The following is a 22,989-nucleotide window of genomic DNA, read 5'->3' as shown; positions in this document are numbered from 1 at the left end:
CCCTAAATTGATTGATACCACTTTTCTAGCAACTCTTTCTCCCTCTCTCCTGAAATACCTGCTTTTAATTCCCATTCATCCACACTCTTTATCCACTCATACACATCTGTAACTGTATGTTCTAACCTTCTAAAAGTAAGTCCTTCTTTAACAGCACTTTCAATACTAATAGAAAAACCACCTTTCCACGGCTTCGTCTCACCTTCTAATGAAAATGTTTCAGGAAGCCATAGTGGCATCTCTGTCCAAGGCTGCACCTTATATTCATTCAAAAACGATTCATCTACCCAAACGAATGCAGCATCACTATTCGTAACCTTTTTACAAGTATTTAATAGCTCTTCCATCGTCAATTCATAACTTGGACCTGTTACATTGAATGTACCTGCTTTATTGTTTTCTGCCATGTTTATTCCCCAGTTTGCCACGTCTTTTATATCAACTATCTGCACTGGACGGTCTTTTCTTCCTGGAACTAACACTTCTCCTCCCTTTGCTACACGCCCAATCCAGTATGGAAGCCGATCTGTATAATCAAACATCCCTGAAAGAAGTCCTGCTCTTACGTGTAAAACACGCCCTGGCCAATACTTCTCTGCTTCTTTTTCACACAATACTTTCAGCGCACCGTAATACTCATAAGGAGAAACTTCACCATTCTCCACAGTCTTTATTTGATCACCCGTTGGTTCGGGTTGTAATATATAATCTTCTTTTATATGAGGCGGAATCCAATCTTTATATACGGAAAGACTTGAAATAAATATATAATGCTTTATATTATCCCGTAAGGCTTCTCCAACATTTCTAATGTGATGCGGAGAAAATCCACACGTATCTACGACAACGTCCCATTTTCGATTTTCTAAACTTGAAACATCATCATTTCTGTCACCAATTAACTGCTCTACTTCAGGAAAAATTTCTTTATTCGTTCCGCGATTAAACAATGTAACTTCATGCCCTCTTTTTAAAGCCTCTTCTACAAAAGCTCTTCCTAAAAATCGTGTACCACCTAGAATTAGAATCTTCATTGTTCTCCCCCATTCGTGATTGAAAATCCTTTCTTTTGTTAAACGATTTTTTGCTCATAAAAGTTACGGGGTTAGTCTAACTTTTTCTACAAGTTCAACATATGTAATTTCCATTTCATATATAATTAAAATATCGGATATTTGATTAATCACTTATACATGTAAGTAGGTGAAAAATATAAATAGAAACATAGTTTATCATTCAACATTATGTATGTATTGCCTTACATCGCTTGTATATATAATCTTACTGAACATAGAAAATGGTCGTAATTACTTAGGGTTTACGATGGTTATTCCGCTTTTAGCTGCTATTTTATATCAGAAATTATATAAGAAACAAAAAATAGTCCATACATTTGGAATTTCACGTCCAAAAATAAGAACTTTGATTTTCTCCATTTTATTCCCAATACTTCTAGGGCTATGTCTGCATTTCTATTTTTATATTTATAATATAAAATTCTTATTTAATTATTGTAATGAATTAGGATTTCTCCTACTCATTGGTCTTACAATTGCTGCTTTGTCTGCATTTTTAGAAGAAATCATATGGCGTGGAAATTTCCATTACCATTTACGAAAAAAATATTCATTAAAACAAACAGCAATCATTACTGCATCGCTTTGGTCTTTATGGCATTTGCCAGTATCAATCTTTTATAAAAACTATGAATTATGGTTTGTAGGAATATTAAGCTATCTCTCGTTTTTATTTATATTATCTATAATTTTGACGTATACAAGAGAGTATAGCCATTCTGTGATAACACCTGCAATTTTACATGGCATGTTCAATGTATTTTATTTAACAGATGGAGTAGAAACAAAATGGGATATTAGCCTAATGGAATTAATTAAATTTATCTTGCTGGTAATTGTGTTTGGCATGATATACCTAATACATCGAAAAATTAAAAGTACCTAAACAAATTATAAAGTACTTCAACACCTATTCAATAATCGTATAGGTGTTGAAGTTTTCTAATCTTAGTTGCTCAACTTAGTTAATACAACACTTTTTTCTATTATGAAGAACAAAACAAGTTTAACTAAACCTTTCATTCTTGTTTTTATAAAAATAACCATATTAATCTTTGAAATAAGGAAATACGGACTCTTTAATTAACTTCCATCTATCCCCTGCATTCGGTATGACTTCAGAAGCGATCGCCACCACGAGCTCCTTCTCTGGTACGCAGCAAATCACATTCCCACCATCGCCCATTGCACAGTATGAAAAGATTCCATCCTCTTCTCGTAACCACCATAAGTAACCGTATTGATTTTGGTTCATTGTTGTCGATTCTTTTATCCATGATTTTGATAGTATTTGTTTTCCATTATGAATACCTTCATTCAAATACAGCTGTCCAAACTTAGCCATATCTTTAACCGTTAACGTTAGTCCCCAACCGCCTGTCGAAATACCATTTGGATCATGAACCCATCCCTTTACATCTTTTCCAAATAAGTCATCAAATCCAAATGCTTTCATATTGTAGTTTGGAATTTCTCTCATGCCGAGTGGCTGAAATAAGTATTCATTCGCAAATTCACGGGCACCTTTTCCTGTTGCGCTCGTAATAATTGCTGATAGTACATGAGCTCCTGCAGATGAGTATTTAAAAGATCCGATTTCTCCGCCATTCCCCATTCTATTAAGTGTATACTGTACCCAATCCTCTTGCGTACATAATTCTTCTAGCGGTTCCTGCCAATCTGCATAAGGGTATGGAGCTGTCATAGTAAGTAGATGCCGCACTGTTATTTCAGATGAATTACAATTATAGTCTGGGAAAAATTCTATTATTTTTTGATCAACGTTTTTTATATAGCCCTTATCTATACATATCCCAATTAAAGCAGAGATTATCGTTTTTGTAACTGACGCTATATGAAATGCATCATTTGGACCGTGACCGTTATAATAGTTTTCAAAAATAACATTACCTTTCTGTACTACTAACATACCATTAATATTTTTGTATTCTTCTTTTATAATACACTCTAGCTTTTCAGCAGTTTGCATTGTTCTTCCCCCTTAATCAATGATTAAAAAGGTTCGATAGGTACATATATATCAACTATATGTTTATTTTCTGGGTGCTGCCTTGGGTCATTTTTATACATTTCAAAAGGATATGAATCTCTCGGTTTATATCCGCTATTGGGAAGCCACTCACCGTATAAGAAATCCCATGCTCCTTTATATTCATCTTGGAATATTTCAAAATGACCTACCGCATACTTTCCAGAAGGTATTACCATTATTCCAATGTCGCTCGTTTCTACTGCGGATTCATCCGGAATTGTTATACATAAACTAGTTCTTAAATGGTTGTCCTCAGTAAATTCATGATGGTCGTGGTAAATGGTTAATACTTTCGTATTCTCAAATACATAATAGTTTTCCTCCGCTGCGTAATGAAATAATTTCTCTATCATTTTTGGAAAAGCTATCGTTAACTCTTCATATGTACCGATATGTCTTATGTATGCGACGTTTATATCGTCCACTGTTACAATTTCAACATTTCCTCGAACCTTCTTACACTCATTGTATTGAGAAGCTCTCCTTACGTCTTTGCAATTCTTGCTATTATCGTTTCGATATTGCGACGGACTTACTCCGTAATAATTTTTAAATGTACGGGAGAAAACTGCGGAATCTGTAAATCCGAAGTGATACGCAATATGTGTAATTGTCATATCCAAACGGTATGTAAGTAAATTTGTTGCTCTTTCTAATTTTAATCGGTTTACATACCGTGATAATGGCTCCTCTACTATCCCCTTAAAAATACGATGAAAATGAAACTTTGAAAATCCTGCTACATCCGCCAGCTCTTCAATTGAAAGTGAATCATCTATGTGTGATTCTATATAATCTTGTACTTTGTAAATGCGTCGTATGTATTCATTTCTACTTTGTTTACTCTCCATATTATTATCTCCTCACAACAAAAAGGCTAACGTTAAGCTAGCCTACTTTTATACATTTTTTAAAAATAATACTCTACTACCGCCGTTCCCATCATAATTTGTATGTACCGATACACCCTCTACCTCATCGTCCCCAGCCTCAATCCGAAAACCGATTTCTTGATGAAACTGTATCGACTTTTTGTTAATTGGTGACGTAATTGCTTTTACAACTTTACGGTTATTTGCACGAGCGGCATCAAAGAAATAAGAATACAATGTTGATGCGATTCCTCTTCTTCTATACTTCGGATTTACACCGATAAAATGAACGTATGCTTCATCTTTATATGTTTGTGAAAAAAATCCACATAAAAAACCTAACGTCTCGCCATCTTCTTCAATGATAAAACTCGTTTCTTGAAAATGAACGAAGAACAGTTTTGGCAACATAGCAGACATATCTCTCCCGCCCCACCAATCATTTAAAACAGAATTAATCTTTACATAATCTTCCCCTTGGATGTTTCTAACTCGCATATGTTTCTCCCTCTCACTCACTTCATTTTTTCATATATTTTAATGACTGTTTCTACTAATAGGATGAATACCCATATCCCGCAAAATACAAGAACAGACTGGAATATCAATCCAATTATCATAACACCAACTGCACCTGTTATTGAAAAGGATATTCCACCAAGCCCTGGATCCTGTATAAATGCTCCAGCAGAAAAAGGGGTTATAATAGATACTATTAAATAAATAACACTCATTATTTTTAATATTTTTATAGAAAGATACGAAGTTTTTTCTTGCTCCACTTGTGATAATTCGATTTCCCCGCTCTCAATTCCTTTTTGAAGACAATCTTCACATAAAAATTCTTCCTTAATTTTTTTACCACCGTGCAGCGTACCTGTTATCTCTTTACACCTTGAACATTTTCGATTTATCATGTTGTTACCACTCCAATCTATTAAGATTATACTTATACCATTCTTTATTTACCTTAATATCTCTTTTATGTATTTTATAGAGAAAGGTCGTGTTTTATGATTTCAAAACTTACGTTTGGCTTGAAAAAATCTACAGCTCATTATGTATTAAGACCTAGTTGTTATGCGATTATTTTCCATTCATCTTCTTCAATGATTGCTGTTATCCAAAAAGGAGACCGTTACTTTTTACCTGGTGGTGGTATGGAAGGTAATGAAACAAAAGAAGAGTGTTTGCACCGTGAACTACTAGAGGAATTAGGATGGGCAATTGAAATTAATCAATATATCGGTAATGCGGCTCGATATTTTTATGCAGAAAAGGAAGATATATATTATTTAAATGACGGGTTCTTTTATATTGCGAACATGGTGCAGAAACAAACTGAAAACTGTGAGGATGATCATGTTCTAAGGTGAATGTCTCCTTTACTTGCTGTCGAACTTCTCCTTCACGATCATCAAAAATGGGCCGTTGAACAAACCCTTTTATTACGAAAACAAAAAGGATCTCCTTCTATATGAAAGAGATCCTTTTTACTGTTAACTTACTTTTTTCAAATTGAGAGCTGGCTTTTTCATTCCACCTTTTTTTACAACATATAGACCCACAAAGATAATAAGTCCGCCAACGAGTTGCATCATATTAATTTGCTCCCCAATTGTTACTGCTGCAAAGATAACTGCGAATAATGGTACGAGATACATATAAACCATTACTTTTGTTGAACCTATTTGACTAATACCGACATACCACATTGCTAGTCCGAAGATGGTTGCAAAGATGATTGAATATGCTAGTGATCCCCAGCTTGGCGTATCTACTGGCCACGTTAAAGAATTTACGTTGAATAAACAGTATATAACAAGTGGTACTATCCCAATTAAAGTAGACCATGATGTGACTCTCATTGCGGAGTATTTTGTAATAAGAGGTTGCGCTAATATTGGATACCATCCCCACGCAATTGCTGCGACTAATCCAATTACATTTCCGAGCCACGCATATTCATAAGTAGCTCCTCCTGTATGTCCTGTTAATAAAACGAATGCTGCACCAATAAACGCTATTATTGAACCAATTTGTACTTTCATCGAAAAACGTTCTTGTTTGTGTAATACTGCTAATATCCCTGTAAATATAGGTGACATCGCAATTAATAATGAGGCGTTCGTTGCTGAAGTATATTTCACAGATAGCATAAACATCGTTTGATACATCGCCGTACCAACAATACCGACTGCTACTAATCGTAACCAATCTTTTCTTTCAATACGTAATGAACGTTCCATCATAAATGTAATAAGTAATAATACCGGAGATGCTACTAAAAATCGTAAACTATTAAATTGAATGGATGACATATATGCCACGCCATATTTTCCAATTGTATAATTTGCTCCCCATACTAATGCTACTGATACTAGGAGCCATTCCATTTGCCATCGTTTCATCCGAATCTCCCCTTCCATATTTAGCATAGTAAAATTGGCTGGATATAACACCGTCCAATTGGCTGTTTTTTTACCCAGCCAATTTGTTATACTTGATGTAGTTAAGAGATACGGAGGCGTTTGTATGGAATGGAAGCTAGATAACGACAGTAAAATCCCTATTTATCAGCAAGTTGTTGACTTTATTGAAAAGCGTATTACATACGGAGAACTTCCACCTGGTAGCTTCCTCCCTTCTGAACGGAAATTAGCTATGCAGTTAAATGTAAACCGAAGTACGGTAACGACTGCTTATAATGAACTACGTGCTATGGGGATTGTGGAAAGTACGACTGGTAAAGGGACACGTGTAAGTACACATATGTGGGGCGTTTCTCCAACATTAACGCCGAATTGGAGAAATTTCGTAGAAGGTGGCACTTTTTTACCAAACTTGCCGTTACTTCGCCATATTCGGGCGGAAGTACAACAAAATGAAAACATTATAGATTTTGCAAATGGAGAGCTCGGTTGTAACCTCTATCCTCACGATCAACTACAAACGATTTTACGAGAACAACCGTTAACGCATTCATTAAGTTACGATCATCCGCAAGGCAATCTTCCGCTAAGACAAGCGGTCGTAAAATATATGAAGGAATATTTAAAAGTTGAAGCGACTGAACAATCCATTATGATTACATCTGGCGCACAGCAAGCACTTCACCTTATCGTTCAATGTTTATTAAATCCCGGTGATGCAGTTGCTTTCGAAAGTCCTTCACACTGTTATTCCTTACCGTTATTCCAATCAGCAGGTATTCGTATTTTCCCGTTACCTGTCGATGAACATGGTATTAATCCGGATGATGTACAAGAGTTGTATAGAAAACATCGTATTAAAATGATCTTTTTAAATCCAAATTTCCAAAATCCTACGGGAACTATGCTGCATCCAAACCGTAGAAAAAAACTGTTATCACTTTGCGCAGATTTACGAATTGCGATTGTTGAGGATGATCCATCTAGTTTACTTACTCTAGACAAGAAACAACCTTGCCCTACTTTGAAATCGATTGATGAAAATGGAACTGTCATTTATGTACATTCCTTATCTAAAATGATTGCACCAGGCTTACGAGTTGGCTGGCTTGTCGCTCCGCAGTCTGTAGTAGAAAGGTTATCAGATGCAAGGCACCAAATGGAATTAGGTATGAGCATTTTCCCGCAGTGGCTTATGCAACAATTTTTTGAAACTGTACCATTTCAGTCTCATATCGTACCGTTACGAAAACAATTAGCAGAAAAAAGAGACGTTATTGTTCGCGCCTTAAATGAGCAACTTCACGATAAAATCTCTTTTTCAAACCCGACCGGCGGTATATACATATGGGGAAAATTAAAAGAACCGATAAACGAAAAACAACTTATTATGCAAAGTTTAAAACAAGAAATCGCATTTATGCCTGGGAGTATTTTCGGCGCGAAAGATGGTTATATTCGTTTATCTTATGGAAAAGTGGATATTAATCAAATTGAGGAAGGTATTTCTCGTTTGCGTGAGGCTATTTTAGTTTGTGGAAAATAATTTTTAATAAAGCTTTCTCGTTTGACAAAAGAAAAATCTACCATTATCATCAACTCGAACCTATTTTTAGGAGTGATAAAAATGAAAATTTACGTTGATGCAGATGCTTGTCCTGTAAAAGATGTAATTATTTTAGAAGCTACGAATGTTGAAATCCCTGTAACCCTCGTTACTAGTTTTTCTCATTATTCTAATGCGGAGCAGCCAAAAGGTGTGGAAACAATTTATGTTGATTCTGGAGCAGATGCTGCGGATTACCGAATTATGCAATTAGCTCAAAAAGAAGATTTAATAGTAACACAAGATTACGGTCTTGCTTCGCTCGCTTTAGCAAAAGGCTGTATCGTGCTACACCATAAAGGCTATAAGTATACGAATGATAACATTGAACAATTGTTACAAACACGGTATTTAAGTGCAATGGTTCGAAAAAGCGGCAAACGCACAAAAGGTCCAAAACCATTTACAGCAGAAGATAAAGAGAAATTTAGAGCGCTCTTTAAAAGTATGATTGCACTTTAAAAATGAACCTTCTATTTGCAAGGAAAACTTCGCAAAACAAAGAAGAGAATATCGAAATGAACATTCTCTTCTTGAGGTTTACCCTTTTAAAATGAAGGTAAATTATCTAAGTTATTTTCCTTTATTCCATCAGGTTCACTACGTAAAATATCTCTACCATACTTATGAAATACGTCCACATGAGCTAACTTCCCTGATTTCGCTTCACTAAGTGCAGCCATATAATCTAACTCTCTTCCGCTACTTGTTTTAAACGCTATTAAATCACCATCATTATTTTTACGGACGGCAACAATTTGTTCTGCTCCTGAATTGACTTCATGGTCTACTTCAAATTGAGCTTGCCCTTCTCCTTGATGTAAGTAATCATTATAAACTTTTTCAAAGTCTTTCTTGTCCATAACATACACCTCCAACACATTTTATTAGTATGGTTGGGAGATGTTGGTTTTATGTACTTTTTTATTAACTTAACAAAATATATTACTCCAAATAAAAAATACAGGTCATTTTTTGTAGCCTAATACAAATCTATTTATAGTTCCTTACCTTCTTAATTTAAGCTAAATTTAAGTGTTAATATTTTCCTGATAACTTTATAATTTATTATATCGAAACGAAATTTGAAATGGAGAATGGTTAAGATGAATATAGATATTAATCGTTTAACTGATATTTGTTTAGAGTATCAGCAATCTAGATTTTATGTTACTAGAATCCCTAAAGATTTCTTATCAATTGCCCAAAAACGTTTTTCTATACCAACGGATGATCAAATTATCGCTTTTTTAAGTTGTAATTTATTTGGATCAGGCAAGTATGGTGTTTACATTACGAGTTCGGGTTTATACTGGAAAAATTGGTTATTAGGTAAAGGAAATTTGAAATGGGATCAATTAATTGAAGTGCAACAAATTGAAATTGATAAAGATGGTTTCTTATCTTTTGATGCACAAACAAGCTTCAATATTAACGGGAGTGATTATCCCCCACTGTTATTTAAAGAATTACTTATAGCTCTTACGAATTCATTCCAAAATTCAAAACAATATGATTTACATCCAGCTATAAAAATTAATGAGATAAAATCAATTTGCTCATTATTTGAAACGTACAATGAATTACTAGAGCCTGATAATGGATTATTTGTAGACACTCATATTTCAGACAAAAAGTTAAAAGCAATTGAGGCACGATTTATCGTTCCAAAAGAAGAACAAATCATTGCTTTTTTAGATACAACTGTTCTTGGGAATATGGGGAAAGGATCTGATGGAGTATTAATTTGTGAATCAGGTATATATTTTAGAGAAACCTTTGTACACTTATATTTCCCATGGCATGTCTTTAAAAAGATTCCTATTACTTTGACTTCAGATGAATTTGAAATTGGAAAAAGAAATATATTTCATCTTCAACATGCTAGAATGGCTAGTCAAAATATTTTATTGTTCATGAAAAATTTAAAACAGTATGTGAATAGTTTATATGAAGAACATCCACAATTACATATTTAATACATTTCTTATTACATACAAGTACATGTATAGTTAAGTCTAAAATTTCAATTCAACTAAAAAACCGATTATTTTTGTAGAGAGCCTACATGTATAATCGGTTTTTTAATCTTATTCTTTTCTTACAAACTCATTTATAATGGCATCTAGTGATTTTTTAATACCTACGCAAACCCTTCAAAGTCTCCAATATATCATCTGTAAAGGCTGTACTACCTTCTGCCTCTAAAACTCTGAAATAAAAACTTCTTAGGAAAGTTCTAATATTTTGTACTAAAATAGCATGCTGCGGATGTCGAATGTCTTCAACAGTTGCTATACTATGTAACCAGTTGCTCCACTCTTCTTCAGTTAAAAGATTTTGGTTACGTAAAGACATAATCGGCTTTACTAATCTCTCATCTTCAAAGTGCACATACACGTAATCACTTAATCGAACCTTCTGACGAACAGCTGCAAGAATCGCATATGAAAACTCACGATTTTGTATAGTACGTGCTAAAGCATCAAGTGCATCAGCAGCGTGTGCCGTAGAATGTGCCCAACCTTTTCCTTCTACGTAACCTCTTACATCTTCTTCTAAATATACATATTCCAACACTTGTTCTGCCACACTGTACAGTTGTTCTTCAGATAAAAGTGGTTCTCTTTCATGAACAGATAAAATAAGTGGTGGAATTAGTACGGAGAATGCACGTTTAAATATAGAGTCTGTGCCCTTTTCACCAATTTTATAAAATAAATAATCAGGACTAATTGCTTGTAACATTAATCCTCGTAACTCTTTTTGTCTAAATACATCATTTGTAATCCATGTGTGAAGCGTACTATAAATTAAATCATCACGTAATTCAGCATCAGGTGAACCGATATAATCTAACATCCACTGCGCATATGGATATGCATCTACGTCTTCTGGTACAGCATAATTATTATTTTTAATTTGTAGTAGTTCTTCTTTTAGTTCTAGTACTTCATTCATTATATTTCCTGTCCCCTTTTTACTTTATTAACATATTTTCGCCTTATCCCCTGTAATTGCCTATCCTTATATGAACTTGATTCAATTATATATAATTTATCCTGATAAATAAAAGGAAATACTTTAGAACATCGCAGTCTCTCACTTTATTTACATGCATTTCATGTCAGTTTAATTTATAAAATAAAGGATGTTTTTTCTTTCATATTCAATTGTAGTTATAATCAAAAATTAAATCATTTTAGAACTTGTTTAATAAATTCTGTTTTAGCTTTTGTGTATGCTTCTCTATCTTGGTTATATCTTTTAGCTAAATCTTGTTTCAGATTTGAATAATCATAAACTAATTGTGGATTTTCTCGTAAGCGGTTACGAAATAAAAGTTGATGGTCCCATCGCTCAGTTCCTTTAACCATTAAATGCAGGTGTGCTACACGCCTATTATTCTTAACTTTCACAAAGAACCTTCTCCAAGGTCTTTTATCTAATTCTGGGCTTACATAATGCCAATTATATATGGCCAATGTAGCTGAAATATCTAGTACTCTTTCAAATGAGTCTATTTCAGCCATTAGATCAATGATAGGTTTTGCAGGTAAACCAGGTATGGATGTACTTCCTATATGTATTACTTTGCTTATACCTAGAGGAGCAAGCAGTTCATATAATTGCTGCTCTTCACATCGGCCTTTATCTTGCCAATCAGGATTTGCATTAACTATCTCTACTGACTCATTCGCCCATACAGGCCAATCGTTCAGATTATCTTTCTTATCCATCCAATGCATCCCCTTTCACGATTTTAGATTCCTTTAAATACAATTACCGGATCATCAAAATTACTATTTCGAAATACAATATCCGCACACTCTTTCGGATTATGCTAGTTCGTTTGCAAATGTTGTTTTTCCTGAAGCTGTAATACCACTTACTCCAACTCTTGTTGGATGTGTTAAATTTAATTTTAAAATATGATCTGCAATTTCTTTCATGCGTTGTATTCGGTTCATGATATTTCCTCCTACAATTAGTTTACATAACATAATTACAAGCAACAATCTATGTCATTATTTGTCGGTAAGTCGATATATCGAAAAAATCGTTGATATATTATGATTAGCTTACTTTCCCTTAAAACCTCGATATAAAGCAGTCCGTAATTCTTGTTTGTATTCTTCAATTTCTGGCATATCGAGTTCTTCTGCTAGCCTGATGGCTAGTTCAATATCATATGGTACACGTACGAGTTGAATAGAAAAGCTCGCTGCTTCTTTTTCATTATAAGTTCCTTCAAATATTAAATAGGAAGCTTGTGTAATTTCAAGAGGATTACCTACACTACCAGCATTACATAACGTTTTCCCTCTGAAGTTTTGAACGAATGCTTGGTGAACGTCACCGTAGCAAACGACATCGGGTTTTCTTTCCCCTTCTATATTCTCTGTGAGCTCACTATTTTCGAACATACTAATACGCTCTTCTCTTGAGGCATGTGGTTGAATTCTTTCATATAAACTTCTCGGTGAAGCGTGGAACATACGAATCAGTTTGCCGCTCATAAAAAATTCGATTGAAAACGGTAAGCTTCTTAAATAGTCATTTTGTTCTTCCGATAGTTGTTTTTGATGCCATTTTAATGCCTCAAATTCAGTCGGTTTTGTAATGAAATCATCCCAATTTCCCATTACAACTCCATCACATTCTTTACGAATGATTTCAATCACTTCGCTAGAATGAGGGCCTTTTCCGACTAAATCTCCAAGACAAATGATGCGCTCAATTCCTCTTAATTTAATATCTTGCAGCACAGATTCTAAAGCTGGAATATTACCGTGAATATCTGAAATTACCGCTATTTTATCCATATGAATCCCTCCATTACTTATTGTTTATTATATCCTCATGTTGTGATTGATACCATTTTGGAATATAGGATGAAAAATTGTTATGATCTTCTAAAATTCCGTTCAATCTTTCCTTCATATCATCTACTAAATGTGGCGTGCTTCGGTTTGTCCATACGATATCAGCTGGGAATGTCATTGCTGCATATAATGAGTACAGCTGCCAAAAGTGAAGTGACGGTTCTCCCCCGCAATAACCGTGAACTTGTCCAACCGCAAATGGTTTACTTATTCTTGTAGTAAAGATCGCCCCGTTATAAAAATCATGTATTGGATCGCCAAAATCATATCCACCAAAATCGATAACGATAAACTCTTTATTATGAATCATACTATTTGCTGGATGGAAGTCATCGTGTAAAAATGTGATTGGGCGATTTTTCAATAATTGTTTATGCTCCCCTACAAAACTTAATACTGGCTTCAAATCAAGGAAGTCTATTTCATAGTTTGCTAACGCTTCTACGTATCTTTCGTATTTATTCCATCGAACCGTTTCCCATTTATTACTTGCACTTTCTCTTTCAATTGAGTGGATTCTCTTTAATACTTCTCCTGCTTTTCTTCCTGCATAATACTGTTCTTCCACCGATAGTTTCCCTAAACCTTCTTCACCATTTACACCTTGGATCCATTCAAATACTTGAATACATTTTTTTAAATCCTCCAGCTTTATAAAATGAATTAACTTAGGCGTAGGAATATGTAATAACTCTAATTGTTTCATATACGTATATTCTTCTTGTTTACGTTCAAAATGAACAGCATCACATATTTTTACAAAATATGGCACTCTATTTTCTAATTCTATTTTATATTTCTCTTCATGTGAAAAACCTTTTGAAATAGCTGTACACTTTGTAATACGAGGCCATTCTAGTTTTCTCTCTATCTCTCTAAGTATTTCTTCCACTATGTTCACCTCTATCAATATATGTACAAACTACCTAACACTTCATGCTCTCGTTTATTTTCCCCATTACACTCCACTGCAAATGGATATTCGCCATGATGATTCAAACGTTCTAGTACTAACCCTTCTCCTTTTGGTTCACAAAACTGCACATGAACATCTCCAAATGATACGCTTTGGCACTCTGCATTCCATTCTTCATTCTTAACGACCTGGCTTGCAGTTAGCCCCATTACTTCTTGCCATTTCCGTACTGTTTCTCGAACATTTTTCACTGCGTAATGAATCGTTTCAATTTGTTGTACTTTGTTTTTATGTTCAGTGATCGTCCCTATGTTACGTAAATCGTTTCTTCTTTCTTCATCCGTTTCATTCCATTGTATAAAGAATGGTAATTTCGGTCCGTTTTCCTCTTGCTTTACAAATAACATTTTCCATTCTAAAAGGCGGCCATCTTTTCTCATACGTTTCCCTTCAAATGGTCCTATCGTATGTAAACCTTGCTTACTAAACTTAACTGCTAGGTCTTCAATGGCATCTGCTCGAATTGCGATTTGTAGCATTCCTTCTCCGTCTTGTAATTTCACTACTGTTTCTTGTACTAATGGATTGTCTGCTTTCTTCGCTTTTTCTTCATGCTGAATTGCTAAAAATTCTATATAGGATAAATCAAAATAACATAAACTATTCCAAGTACCCCAGGTCGTATGCTCTCCGCCTAGTGCAGTATGAAATCCACGCTCCTGCATTTGTTTCGCCGCTTCCTCCGGTGTACCGTGTACTGCGTGTACGAGATGATCAAATCGTAACATGTCTTTCTCCCCTTTCTCTCCATCCTTTTATTGTATATTTTATTTTTCTTTCATTCAATTCAAAAAACTTTAAAACCTAGTTGATTTATACGATTAATATGTATTATAATGAAACAAATTTAATTATTGCTGATTGGAAAAACCAAAGGCACTTTTCTCATACGGGAAAAGTGTCTTTTTCATTTATTATTACAGGGGGATTATTTATGCAGAAATTAATTGTCTTTGCTATTATTGGATTTTTCGCTCAATTGATTGATGGGGCGCTTGGAATGGCGTACGGGGTAACATCTACCTCACTATTATTAATGTTTGGTATCGCACCGGCTGTAGCTTCCGCATCTGTTCATTTAGCTGAGGTCGTTACAACCGCCGCTTCTGGTGCATCTCACCTCAAATTTGGAAACGTTGATAAATATACCGTTTCCAGGCTTACATTGCCAGGAGCAATTGGCGCATTTATTGGAGCATGTTTTTTAAGTAATTTATCTGGCGATGTAATTAAACCGTACATTTCCGTATTTTTATTTACTTTAGGGGTTTATATTTTATTACGATTCCTCATTCAAAAACAAATTGTTACTTCAAATAAGCGTATGTCTGCTAAACAGCTTGTTCCGCTTGGCTTATTTGCTGGATTCGTTGATTCAACTGGTGGTGGTGGCTGGGGGCCAATTACGACACCTGTACTTTTGGCAAGAGGAAATGAAGCTAGAAAAGTTATCGGATCTGTAGACACGAGTGAGTTTCCTGTCTCACTCGCTGCAACAATCGGCTTTTTCATTTCTCTTGGCTGGGAACAAGTAAGCTGGGTTTGGGTATTTTCTCTTATGCTCGGTGGTATCGTTGCGGCACCGATCGCTGCATGGTTAGTGCGCATCGTTCCTTCTCATTTACTTGGCGTATTAGTTGGCGGCCTTATTATCTTTACAAACATTCGTACACTGCTTACTACATTTAAAGTTGATCCAACTATTATTTCACTTTCTTACGTGGCAGTTGGTCTTGTCGTTATTATTTCTATTTTCATTGCTGTTCGCAATCATTCCAAGCGTTCTAACGCATCGACAGCTGGATATCCGAATAATCAAAAACAAATGCTACCATAACAATAAAAAATACCGCCCGATATACTTCGAGCGGTATTTTTTATTGTTCTATTTTCCAATTAATCATCGTTTCTGTAGTGCCAATTCTCTTCATATGTAGTTTCTCTAATACACGAATCGAGCTAATATTTTCAAGAAGTGTCTCTGCAATAATCGTTTCTACCTCTTCTGTTTGAAAAGCCCAATTTATTAGCTCTCTTACAGCTTCTGTCGCATACCCTTTATTCCAATATTTCTCAATAAATCCGTAACCAATTTCTACTATATGTTCCTCATTTGGTTTCCCTTTAAACCCTATATCACCTAGAACGATGTCATCTTCTTTTCGAATGACATACCACGCGCCCCAAGGTAATATTTCCTTATCTTTTTTTACAGTTTCTACATGTCCTACAATATGTGGACCACTATCATATCCTTGCTTGCTCGCAACGTGCATCCCCTCTTCTGTACACGGTACTATATAAAGCCTTTCTGTTTCTAATTTCATGTTGATTTCCCCTTTTCAATTAAACAATACTTCAATTTTACCAGGAATAAAAAGAATATTCATTCTATTTATCAGATTTATACTTATTCTTTGAAACGAATTTAAGGAATAATCCTCTTTTGATACTTATGTCGAATTATATTTTCTGAATTTTCTTTTAATTTTAGAGGGTTTTTCAATATTTTTTGCGAAACATTTGTATAACAATTTTTTCTTTGCTTATTGTTACATAATAGTAGGTTCGGGTGGAGTTTTGCAAGCGTTTCCTATACAATAACCGATATTTTTTGACTTTTCCTAACAAAATATCTTGCAATATATTCAGAAAGTCATTACAATTGCCATATATTAAAAATCTTAGCAATATATCAAATCCTCATCAATCCGATGAGGTAGAGGTTGCGACTTTTATGAGTAAAACGGACGAGACACAGAGAATGTCACCGACTCCGTTTGAAAGGAAAAGTTGCCGAAGTTTATATTTCTTCTCTGGAATTATGAGCTGGGGCTGTCTCCGAAAGGAACAGAACTGTCACGTTTACAAAATTACCGTGTAAACGTGGGGTGCTATCTTAACGGAAGGGTATGATGGGGTGGTTATTTGTGAAACGTTCCGCCAAATTCCTTTGGCGGTTTTTTGTATTTTTCTCCCCCGTTCCTTCCTATCTTACAAGAAAAGGAGTGTTGAACATGAATAGCGCAACGAATCAAGCTACCTCTAAAACGCAAACTACACAAGGACAAGGTGAATTAAAACGCGGATTAAAATCTCGTCACCTTACGATGATTTCTCTCGGTGGTACAATCGGTACCGGACTATTTCTTGCCAGCGGTGGTGTCATCCATTCAGCTGGACCTGGTGGTGCATTAGTTGCATACGCCGCAATTGGAATTATGGTTTACTTTTTAATGACAAGCTTAGCTGAACTCGCAGCTTACATGCCTGTTACTGGATCTTTTAGTACTTATGCAACAAAATTTGTTGATCCGTCCCTTGGCTTTGCACTTGGATGGAACTATTGGTATAACTGGGCCATTACAATTGCTGCTGAACTCGCTGCTGTAACATTAATTATGAAATTTTGGTTCCCAGATACCCCTTCTCTTATTTGGAGTGGATTATGTTTAGCTATTATTTTCCTTTTAAACTATTTATCTGTTAAAGGGTTTGGTGAATCTGAATATTGGTTCGCACTTATTAAAGTAGTTACTATTATTATCTTTTTAATTGTCGGCTTCATGATGATTTTTGGGATTATGGGCGGCGAATCTGTTGGCTTTAAAAACTTCACTGTTGCAGATGCACCATTTAATGGCGGCATTATGGCAATTATCGGTGTATTTATGGCTGCTGGGTTCTCCTTCCAAGGAACTGAATTATTAGGAGTTGCTGCTGGTGAAACTGCTGATCCAGAGCGTAACATTCCAAAAGCAATTCGTTCTATCTTTTGGCGTATTCTTTTATTCTATATCCTTGCGATTCTCGTTATCGGTTTATTAATTCCTTATACAACTGAAAGCCTTGCCGCAAGTGATGTTACAGTAAGTCCATTTACACTTATTTTTGAAAAAGCTGGCGTTGCTTTTGCTGCTTCTGTTATGAACGCTGTTATTTTAACGGCAGTACTATCTGCTGGTAACTCTGGAATGTACGCATCAACTCGTATGCTTTGGGACTTAGCTCGCCAAGGTAAAGCACCGAAGTTTCTTGGTAAATTAGATAGCCGCGGTGTACCTGTTAACGCATTAATCGTAACGTCAATTGTTGGTAGTATCGCTTTCATTGCTTCCTTATTCGGTGACGGTGTTGTATACATTTGGTTATTAAACGCATCTGGAATGTCTGGCTTTATCGCATGGGTCGGAATCGCAATTAGTCATTACCGTTTCCGTAAAGCATATATCGCTCAAGGTAAAGATTTAAAAGACTTACCATATAGAGCAAAATGGTTCCCGTTCGGTCCAATCTTCGCATTTGCACTTTGTGTCATCGTAATTTTAGGACAAAACTACGGCGCATTTATGGGCGAAGCAATCGATTGGAACGGTGTACTCGTTTCTTACATCGGTTTACCACTCTTCTTAGTACTATGGTTAGGATATAAATTTACGAAGAAAACGAAAGTGATTCCACTTGATAAATGTGAATTGAAATAAAGTGAAACGAGCAAACAAATATGTTTGCTCGTTTTTTATTCCCATGCTTCTCCCTTCCCTATTCCTCCTGTTTTTGCAATAATAAAGGAAATATACATAAAGGTTGGGATACCATGAACATTCGCATTACTGATGAAGCAAAAGCAGCTATACATAGATTAGAACGTGAAGACAAAAAAATCATTCGCATTAGAGGAACAATGACAAACTCTTGCAGTATTTTCGTTGATGTTGATTTAATTTGGGATACATATGATGCAGATGATGTTGTATATGAAGATGCTGAGTTTATCGTACAAATGGATTCATTTACGAAAGACTACACTGGTGATACGGTGACACTTGATTATAAAACGACAGGTTTTAGTATTACGACTCCGAGTGAGACTTTAGTTTATGGGTTGTCGATTAAAAAATAAAAATTATTTTCAGCTGATCAATGAGGTGAAAAAATGGGTAATTATGTTCCGTTAAAATTTTGATTTACTGAAGAATTAGTAGAAATAATGGCTGATTCTATTTGTAAACACGATCCTAATTTCTCTAAAAGAAACTTCGTATCTTCCGTAACATGTAAAGTTGAAAATTTAGAGTTAAAAGAGCGTATAGAAGTAATAGCAGATGAATTACACGATGCATTACAAAAAGATTTTAATGCAGCAATACATATTTTACTGAAAACATTGGGGCCAGAAAACACAACAGAAGTAGGCACATTTACAAACGGATATATGTACATGCCTTTTGCAAAATACGTTGAAAAATATGGGCTTAACGATTTTGAAACCTCATGTAACGCCATGTATGAAATAACAAAAAGGAATACTGCTGAATATGCCATTCGGCCTTTTCTCGAAACATACCATGAAGAGACACTACACATATTACAACAGTGGATTCATGACGAAAACAGCCACATTAGAAGATTAGTTTCCGAAGGTACAAGGCCCAGACTTCCTTGGGCTAAAAAAATAGGAGCTCTGAAAGGTGACTTTAAGAACAATTTACAGCTTCTTGAACCATTAATGAATGACCCGTCTAAATATGTCCAAAAATCAGTAGCCAATCATATTAACGATATTACGAAAGAAGATAAAGAACTCGTTTTTCAATGGTTGCAGCAGTTACGTGATAAACAGCATCCTGTTAACCTTTGGGTTATAAAACATGGGTTAAGAACGGTGATAAAAAGTGGTACTTTGCCAAAAGATTTTTCTTTTTAAGTACTTTATACAAAACCGCTTATACTTCATTTTTGAAGTATAAGCGGTTTTCTCTTTCAAACATTACCCTTGTCTTAAAATATTTTGAAACATTTTTGGCTTATTTCGTTTAAACAACTACCTTCCCTACTAACTTCAAAGGATTTCCACTCAATTATCCCGAATATACAAATAACCACTCTAACAAGGAGCGAATTTATATGAATCTATTTGAACACGAAACGTAAAACCGTTCCCCTTTAATAAGAGGTCCTCCTTTTTTTCTTTTCTCATCATATCATTTACTTACAAAATAGGAGGATACAATTATGAAACGTGATTTATTATTTTTAACTTTATTAGAAAGTGCTAATACAAATTTTAGCGGTTGGGATTTTTCTTTTATTTCAGAAACGGGTCGAATGAAGAGCGAGCCTTTATCGTGGTCATATGGCAGTACAGCTTTCCAACTTATGCAGCATGCAGAATCAATGGTAGATATGGGCACTGGCGGCGGAGAGTTTTTATCTATGTTACAACCGTTCCCATCAACTATTTTTGCGACTGAGGGCTATGCTCCAAACGTGCCGATTGCTCGGAAGAAATTAGAACCTTTAGGGGTTACAGTTATAGTGGTAACAGATGATACTGCTTTACCATTTCAAGATGGTCAGTTTAATTTAATCATAAATCAACATGAATCATATGCTGCTTCTGAAGTAAAAAGAATACTTTCTCCTAATGGAATATTTTTTACCCAACAAGTTGGTGGTCTCGATTGCGCGGAACTGAATGAGCAGTTTAACACACCGCTAAATAGCGAATTTGCAAGTTGGTCGCTTGAAGCGGCATGTTGTGAGTTAAAGGAAAATGGATTTACTATTTTAGAAGAAAAAGAAGAGTTCCCTTTTCAACGCTTTTACGACATTGGCGCTATCGTCTATTATTTAAAAGCGATCCCGTGGCAAATTCCTGATTTTACTGTCGAAGGTTACAATGAGAAATTATATCGTATACATGAAATCATCTTACAAAAAGGTTATTTTGATGTGAAGCAACATCGTTTTACGATTAAAGCGATTCGCAGTTAATCATGGAGCATATGAAAAAGAGATGGATCTACCATCTCTTTTTTTATTTTCACTCAATATTTTCTATATTTAAACACTTCGTTTCACAGTAATAGCCTTTGCCACCAACATAAACTTTTTCTATTTTATTCTCGCTATCGGTTGCTAATTTAACTAATATTTCGGAAGGCGAGTGTAAAGAATAACCTTGTTCAAATACATAGACTTCTTTTTGTAAGTAGCGCTGTTCATAAAGGTAGCAAGCTAATGCACCATTTGAAGTTCCAGTCGCTGCTTCTTCATTGATGTCGTATAGCGGAGCAAAGTTTCTGCATATAATTCGATTGTCATTAAAAGTATATAGATGCATCCCGACAACATTATAATACTTGCTGATTTCTTTAATTTTTTCAAAATTAGGTTGCATTGTATGTAATTGTGTTTCGCTTTTTATAGGAATTAAAATATCTTTTAAGCCCGTGGAGACAATTTGAATTGGGTATGTATTGTCTATATCTTTAATGTCAAAGCAGTCGATAAACTCATTTGGAGATATAACATCATAGAATATCGGTTCGTTTTGTTCCATGAATATAATGTCATCTTTTATGGTAATAGTAAGAACACCGCTGTTCGTTTCAATCGTATAGCGATTCTTGAAAAGTTTATTTACATGCATCAGTATCGTAAAAGAGCCAATTGTGGCATGACCACATAAATCAACTTCCTCTTTTGGTGTAAAATACTCAATTTTATAATCAGCAATTTCAGATTCTGATATAAATGCGGTTTCCGCATAGCCCAGTTGTTTGGCTATTGCCATTTTTTGAGTAGTGGTCAATGTATTCTCCATAAATACCACTCCTGCTTTATTTCCGCCTTTATGATCCTTGCTAAATGCACTTGCAACATAAACAGATATTTTCATAAGACACCTTCCTTCCTCACTTATAGTAAATTGTAGCATAGAACGTACTACGTATATATATTGTTGGATAAATTCGTCATAAAGCTAGAGACAAACTATTTTTTAGCATCTGAACTCTCCAAAAATAGTTTGTGTACAGTTTGAAAGATGGATCTACCATCTCTTTTTTCCCGTCTATTTAACAAAAGTTTGTGGTGCCTTCTAGATTGTTAAGTAAGTTCACGCCTTGCAATCGCATCAGCTAATGCGATGAATTGCTCATGCGTTATCTTTCCTGTTACCTTCGCTTTAATAATTTTTTCCATTTCTTTTGTAATAATCATACCCTCTATTGCTAGACTTGCTTTAGCTTCTTCGATAGCTTCATTTAGTTCTTCCTCACTTTTGAATGCCATAATTTAAGTTATCTCCTTCACATCATTTTCATTTCCTTTTCTAATGAAGCAAATTGTGTACTTATACATACGTCCATTTCCTTTCCTTTACACATGAGTTATTTAGCTTATTTTTAAGTAAAAACACTCGCCTTACAATTCCTTATCACATAATATATAGTACAACTTTCATACGTAAGCACTTTACGTAAAGCGAAAGAATCCTTTTTAGAAAGGAGAATTAACATCGATACTATAAGCAATGAATTTCTAAAACTTTATTACGACAGCAACGTTTGGTTACATGATACACACTGGCTCGGGGTCCCCATTTTCAAACTTCCCTCTGATCTTTTTTTGTATCAAGAAATTATTTACGAATTAAAACCCGATTTAATTATTGAATGTGGCACTTGTTATGGTGGTAGCGCATTGTATTTAGCTTCTATATTAGATTTAATTGGAAAGGGTCACGTTGTTACTATTGATATATTCCCTCAACCAAATCGTCCATCCCATGACCGAATTACGTATGTAACAGCTTCTTCTGTTTCTGTACATGCCGTTCAAACTATATTAAATATGCGCAAACCTGATGATGTGATTTTAGTTATTTTAGATTCTGATCATAGTAAAGAGCATGTATCAAAAGAACTTTTACTTTATAAATCTATCGTTACTACTGGTAGTTATATTATTGTAGAGGATACATCTATTAATGGAAATCCTGTTTCTCCCGATTGGGGTCCTGGACCGATGGAAGCTGTTGAAGAGTTTTTAGCTAAAAATAACAACTTCATAATCGATGAATCTAAACATAAGTTCTTCATATCATTTAATCCAAAAGGTTTTTTAAAGAAGATAAAGTGAAACTTTAATAAGTGGGAGGTTCATCCCCACTTATTATTAGTTGAACCAATCGGGCTTTTACGGGCAGTTGATCTCCCACCTAACTCCTTTGTACAGCTGAATTTTGAGGTGGGGGTCTTACTGCCCGTTAATGCGGGGTAAAGTGAAACTTTAATAAGTG

At 34.9% G+C, this 22,989-nt stretch carries 26 protein-coding genes, 1 pseudogene and 1 riboswitch; of the genes and pseudogenes, 11 read left to right on the top strand and 16 right to left on the bottom strand.

Annotated elements, in window-relative coordinates; genetic code table 11:
* Window positions 1-2: 2 nt before the first annotated feature.
* Window positions 3-1,034, bottom strand: a complete 1,032-nt coding sequence (locus AC1DMU_RS04615; RefSeq protein WP_088063847.1) for an SDR family oxidoreductase — start codon at window positions 1,032-1,034, stop codon at window positions 3-5.
* Window positions 1,035-1,203: 169 nt separating this feature from the next.
* Between AC1DMU_RS04615 and AC1DMU_RS04610 the strand changes: the two genes are divergently transcribed.
* Window positions 1,204-1,962, top strand: coding sequence for a CPBP family intramembrane glutamic endopeptidase (locus tag AC1DMU_RS04610; RefSeq protein WP_088063848.1), 759 nt, complete (start codon window positions 1,204-1,206; stop codon window positions 1,960-1,962).
* 162 nt (window positions 1,963-2,124) lie between these two features.
* Here AC1DMU_RS04610 and AC1DMU_RS04605 read toward each other — a convergent pair whose 3' ends face one another.
* From AC1DMU_RS04605 to AC1DMU_RS04590, 4 genes are read right to left on the bottom strand one after another with little or no spacing between them, the layout of a single operon-like run.
* Window positions 2,125-3,066 carry a serine hydrolase domain-containing protein gene (locus AC1DMU_RS04605; protein WP_476941475.1) on the bottom strand — a complete coding sequence of 314 codons (942 nt, stop codon included), beginning with the start codon at window positions 3,064-3,066 and terminating at the stop codon, window positions 2,125-2,127.
* 23 nt (window positions 3,067-3,089) lie between these two features.
* Window positions 3,090-3,980, bottom strand: a complete 891-nt coding sequence (locus AC1DMU_RS04600; protein ID WP_088063850.1) for an AraC family transcriptional regulator — start codon at window positions 3,978-3,980, stop codon at window positions 3,090-3,092.
* Between the two features lie 48 nt (window positions 3,981-4,028).
* Window positions 4,029-4,499, bottom strand: a complete 471-nt coding sequence (locus AC1DMU_RS04595; RefSeq protein ID WP_060487240.1) for a GNAT family N-acetyltransferase — start codon at window positions 4,497-4,499, stop codon at window positions 4,029-4,031.
* Between the two features lie 17 nt (window positions 4,500-4,516).
* Window positions 4,517-4,918, bottom strand: coding sequence for a DUF3980 domain-containing protein (locus AC1DMU_RS04590; protein WP_088063851.1), 402 nt, complete (start codon window positions 4,916-4,918; stop codon window positions 4,517-4,519).
* Between the two features lie 96 nt (window positions 4,919-5,014).
* On the opposite strand from AC1DMU_RS04590, the pseudogene AC1DMU_RS04585 reads away from it, so the two are divergent.
* Window positions 5,015-5,482 (top strand): annotated as a pseudogene (locus AC1DMU_RS04585) (NUDIX hydrolase).
* Between the two features lie 18 nt (window positions 5,483-5,500).
* Here AC1DMU_RS04585 and AC1DMU_RS04580 read toward each other — a convergent pair.
* The gene (locus tag AC1DMU_RS04580; protein WP_088063852.1) at window positions 5,501-6,412 is read right to left on the bottom strand and encodes a DMT family transporter; all 912 of its coding nucleotides are present in this window, start codon (window positions 6,410-6,412) and stop codon (window positions 5,501-5,503) included.
* Between the two features lie 124 nt (window positions 6,413-6,536).
* Here AC1DMU_RS04580 and pdxR point away from each other — a divergent pair, with 124 nt between their 5' ends.
* Together pdxR and AC1DMU_RS04570 are read left to right on the top strand one after the other, a co-directional pair.
* Window positions 6,537-7,979: a MocR-like pyridoxine biosynthesis transcription factor PdxR gene (pdxR, locus tag AC1DMU_RS04575; protein WP_088063853.1), complete on the top strand. Its 1,443-nt coding sequence runs from the start codon at window positions 6,537-6,539 to the stop codon at window positions 7,977-7,979.
* Window positions 7,980-8,060: 81 nt separating this feature from the next.
* Window positions 8,061-8,501 (top strand): YaiI/YqxD family protein, encoded by a 441-nt coding sequence (locus AC1DMU_RS04570; RefSeq protein ID WP_088063854.1) that lies wholly within the window; start codon window positions 8,061-8,063, stop codon window positions 8,499-8,501.
* 86 nt (window positions 8,502-8,587) lie between these two features.
* Here AC1DMU_RS04570 and AC1DMU_RS04565 read toward each other — a convergent pair whose 3' ends face one another.
* On the bottom strand, window positions 8,588-8,902 hold the full coding sequence (locus tag AC1DMU_RS04565) for a DUF3892 domain-containing protein (RefSeq protein WP_088063855.1): 315 nt from the start codon (window positions 8,900-8,902) through the stop codon (window positions 8,588-8,590).
* Window positions 8,903-9,145: 243 nt separating this feature from the next.
* On the opposite strand from AC1DMU_RS04565, the gene AC1DMU_RS04560 reads away from it, so the two are divergent.
* Window positions 9,146-10,018, top strand: a complete 873-nt coding sequence (locus tag AC1DMU_RS04560) for a hypothetical protein (RefSeq protein ID WP_088063856.1) — start codon at window positions 9,146-9,148, stop codon at window positions 10,016-10,018.
* Between the two features lie 157 nt (window positions 10,019-10,175).
* On the opposite strand, the gene AC1DMU_RS04555 is transcribed toward AC1DMU_RS04560, so the two are convergent.
* The 6 genes from AC1DMU_RS04555 to AC1DMU_RS04530 form a co-directional block, all read right to left on the bottom strand.
* Window positions 10,176-11,000 carry a DUF2785 domain-containing protein gene (locus tag AC1DMU_RS04555; RefSeq protein WP_088063857.1) on the bottom strand — a complete coding sequence of 275 codons (825 nt, stop codon included), beginning with the start codon at window positions 10,998-11,000 and terminating at the stop codon, window positions 10,176-10,178.
* Window positions 11,001-11,236: 236 nt separating this feature from the next.
* Complete coding sequence (locus AC1DMU_RS04550) at window positions 11,237-11,779, bottom strand: GrpB family protein (protein WP_088063858.1); 543 nt, start codon at window positions 11,777-11,779, stop codon at window positions 11,237-11,239.
* A gap of 99 nt (window positions 11,780-11,878) precedes the next feature.
* A complete protein-coding gene (locus AC1DMU_RS04545) occupies window positions 11,879-12,010 on the bottom strand; it encodes a uridine kinase (protein WP_088063859.1) in 132 nt (43 codons plus the stop codon).
* A gap of 111 nt (window positions 12,011-12,121) precedes the next feature.
* Window positions 12,122-12,865 (bottom strand): metallophosphoesterase family protein, encoded by a 744-nt coding sequence (locus tag AC1DMU_RS04540; protein WP_088063860.1) that lies wholly within the window; start codon window positions 12,863-12,865, stop codon window positions 12,122-12,124.
* Window positions 12,866-12,878: 13 nt separating this feature from the next.
* Window positions 12,879-13,817: an aminoglycoside phosphotransferase family protein gene (locus tag AC1DMU_RS04535; protein ID WP_088063861.1), complete on the bottom strand. Its 939-nt coding sequence runs from the start codon at window positions 13,815-13,817 to the stop codon at window positions 12,879-12,881.
* A 14-nt stretch (window positions 13,818-13,831) separates the two neighbouring features.
* Window positions 13,832-14,629, bottom strand: coding sequence for a VOC family protein (locus AC1DMU_RS04530; protein ID WP_088063862.1), 798 nt, complete (start codon window positions 14,627-14,629; stop codon window positions 13,832-13,834).
* 206 nt (window positions 14,630-14,835) lie between these two features.
* Here AC1DMU_RS04530 and AC1DMU_RS04525 point away from each other — a divergent pair, with 206 nt between their 5' ends.
* A complete protein-coding gene (locus AC1DMU_RS04525) occupies window positions 14,836-15,738 on the top strand; it encodes a sulfite exporter TauE/SafE family protein (RefSeq protein ID WP_088063863.1) in 903 nt (300 codons plus the stop codon).
* Window positions 15,739-15,778: 40 nt separating this feature from the next.
* Here AC1DMU_RS04525 and AC1DMU_RS04520 read toward each other — a convergent pair whose 3' ends face one another.
* A complete protein-coding gene (locus tag AC1DMU_RS04520; protein WP_088063864.1) occupies window positions 15,779-16,228 on the bottom strand; it encodes a GNAT family N-acetyltransferase in 450 nt (149 codons plus the stop codon).
* 385 nt (window positions 16,229-16,613) lie between these two features.
* A riboswitch (Lysine riboswitch) is annotated at window positions 16,614-16,806 on the top strand.
* Window positions 16,807-16,918: 112 nt separating this feature from the next.
* Here AC1DMU_RS04520 and AC1DMU_RS04515 point away from each other — a divergent pair.
* The 4 genes from AC1DMU_RS04515 (at window position 16,919) to AC1DMU_RS04500 (ending at window position 20,678) form a co-directional block, all read left to right on the top strand.
* Window positions 16,919-18,385 (top strand): amino acid permease, encoded by a 1,467-nt coding sequence (locus AC1DMU_RS04515; protein WP_088063865.1) that lies wholly within the window; start codon window positions 16,919-16,921, stop codon window positions 18,383-18,385.
* A 113-nt stretch (window positions 18,386-18,498) separates the two neighbouring features.
* Window positions 18,499-18,804, top strand: coding sequence for an iron-sulfur cluster biosynthesis family protein (locus AC1DMU_RS04510; RefSeq protein ID WP_060487256.1), 306 nt, complete (start codon window positions 18,499-18,501; stop codon window positions 18,802-18,804).
* Window positions 18,805-18,891: 87 nt separating this feature from the next.
* Entirely contained in the window at window positions 18,892-19,608 is a 717-nt protein-coding gene (locus tag AC1DMU_RS04505; RefSeq protein ID WP_088063867.1) for a DNA alkylation repair protein, read from the top strand.
* Between the two features lie 308 nt (window positions 19,609-19,916).
* Window positions 19,917-20,678, top strand: coding sequence for a class I SAM-dependent methyltransferase (locus tag AC1DMU_RS04500; protein WP_088063868.1), 762 nt, complete (start codon window positions 19,917-19,919; stop codon window positions 20,676-20,678).
* A 49-nt stretch (window positions 20,679-20,727) separates the two neighbouring features.
* On the opposite strand, the gene AC1DMU_RS04495 is transcribed toward AC1DMU_RS04500, so the two are convergent.
* Window positions 20,728-21,585 (bottom strand): PhzF family phenazine biosynthesis protein, encoded by an 858-nt coding sequence (locus tag AC1DMU_RS04495; RefSeq protein ID WP_088063869.1) that lies wholly within the window; start codon window positions 21,583-21,585, stop codon window positions 20,728-20,730.
* 209 nt (window positions 21,586-21,794) lie between these two features.
* Complete coding sequence (locus AC1DMU_RS04490) at window positions 21,795-21,980, bottom strand: antitoxin VbhA family protein (RefSeq protein WP_088063870.1); 186 nt, start codon at window positions 21,978-21,980, stop codon at window positions 21,795-21,797.
* 225 nt (window positions 21,981-22,205) lie between these two features.
* On the opposite strand from AC1DMU_RS04490, the gene AC1DMU_RS04485 reads away from it, so the two are divergent.
* Complete coding sequence (locus AC1DMU_RS04485) at window positions 22,206-22,829, top strand: CmcI family methyltransferase (RefSeq protein ID WP_033658741.1); 624 nt, start codon at window positions 22,206-22,208, stop codon at window positions 22,827-22,829.
* Window positions 22,830-22,989: the final 160 nt, after the last annotated feature.

It is taken from the genome of Bacillus sp. 01N45 (assembly GCF_056399205.1).
The sequence above is the reverse complement of the archived record's forward strand: the minus strand, read 5'-3'. Positions and strand labels throughout refer to the sequence as shown.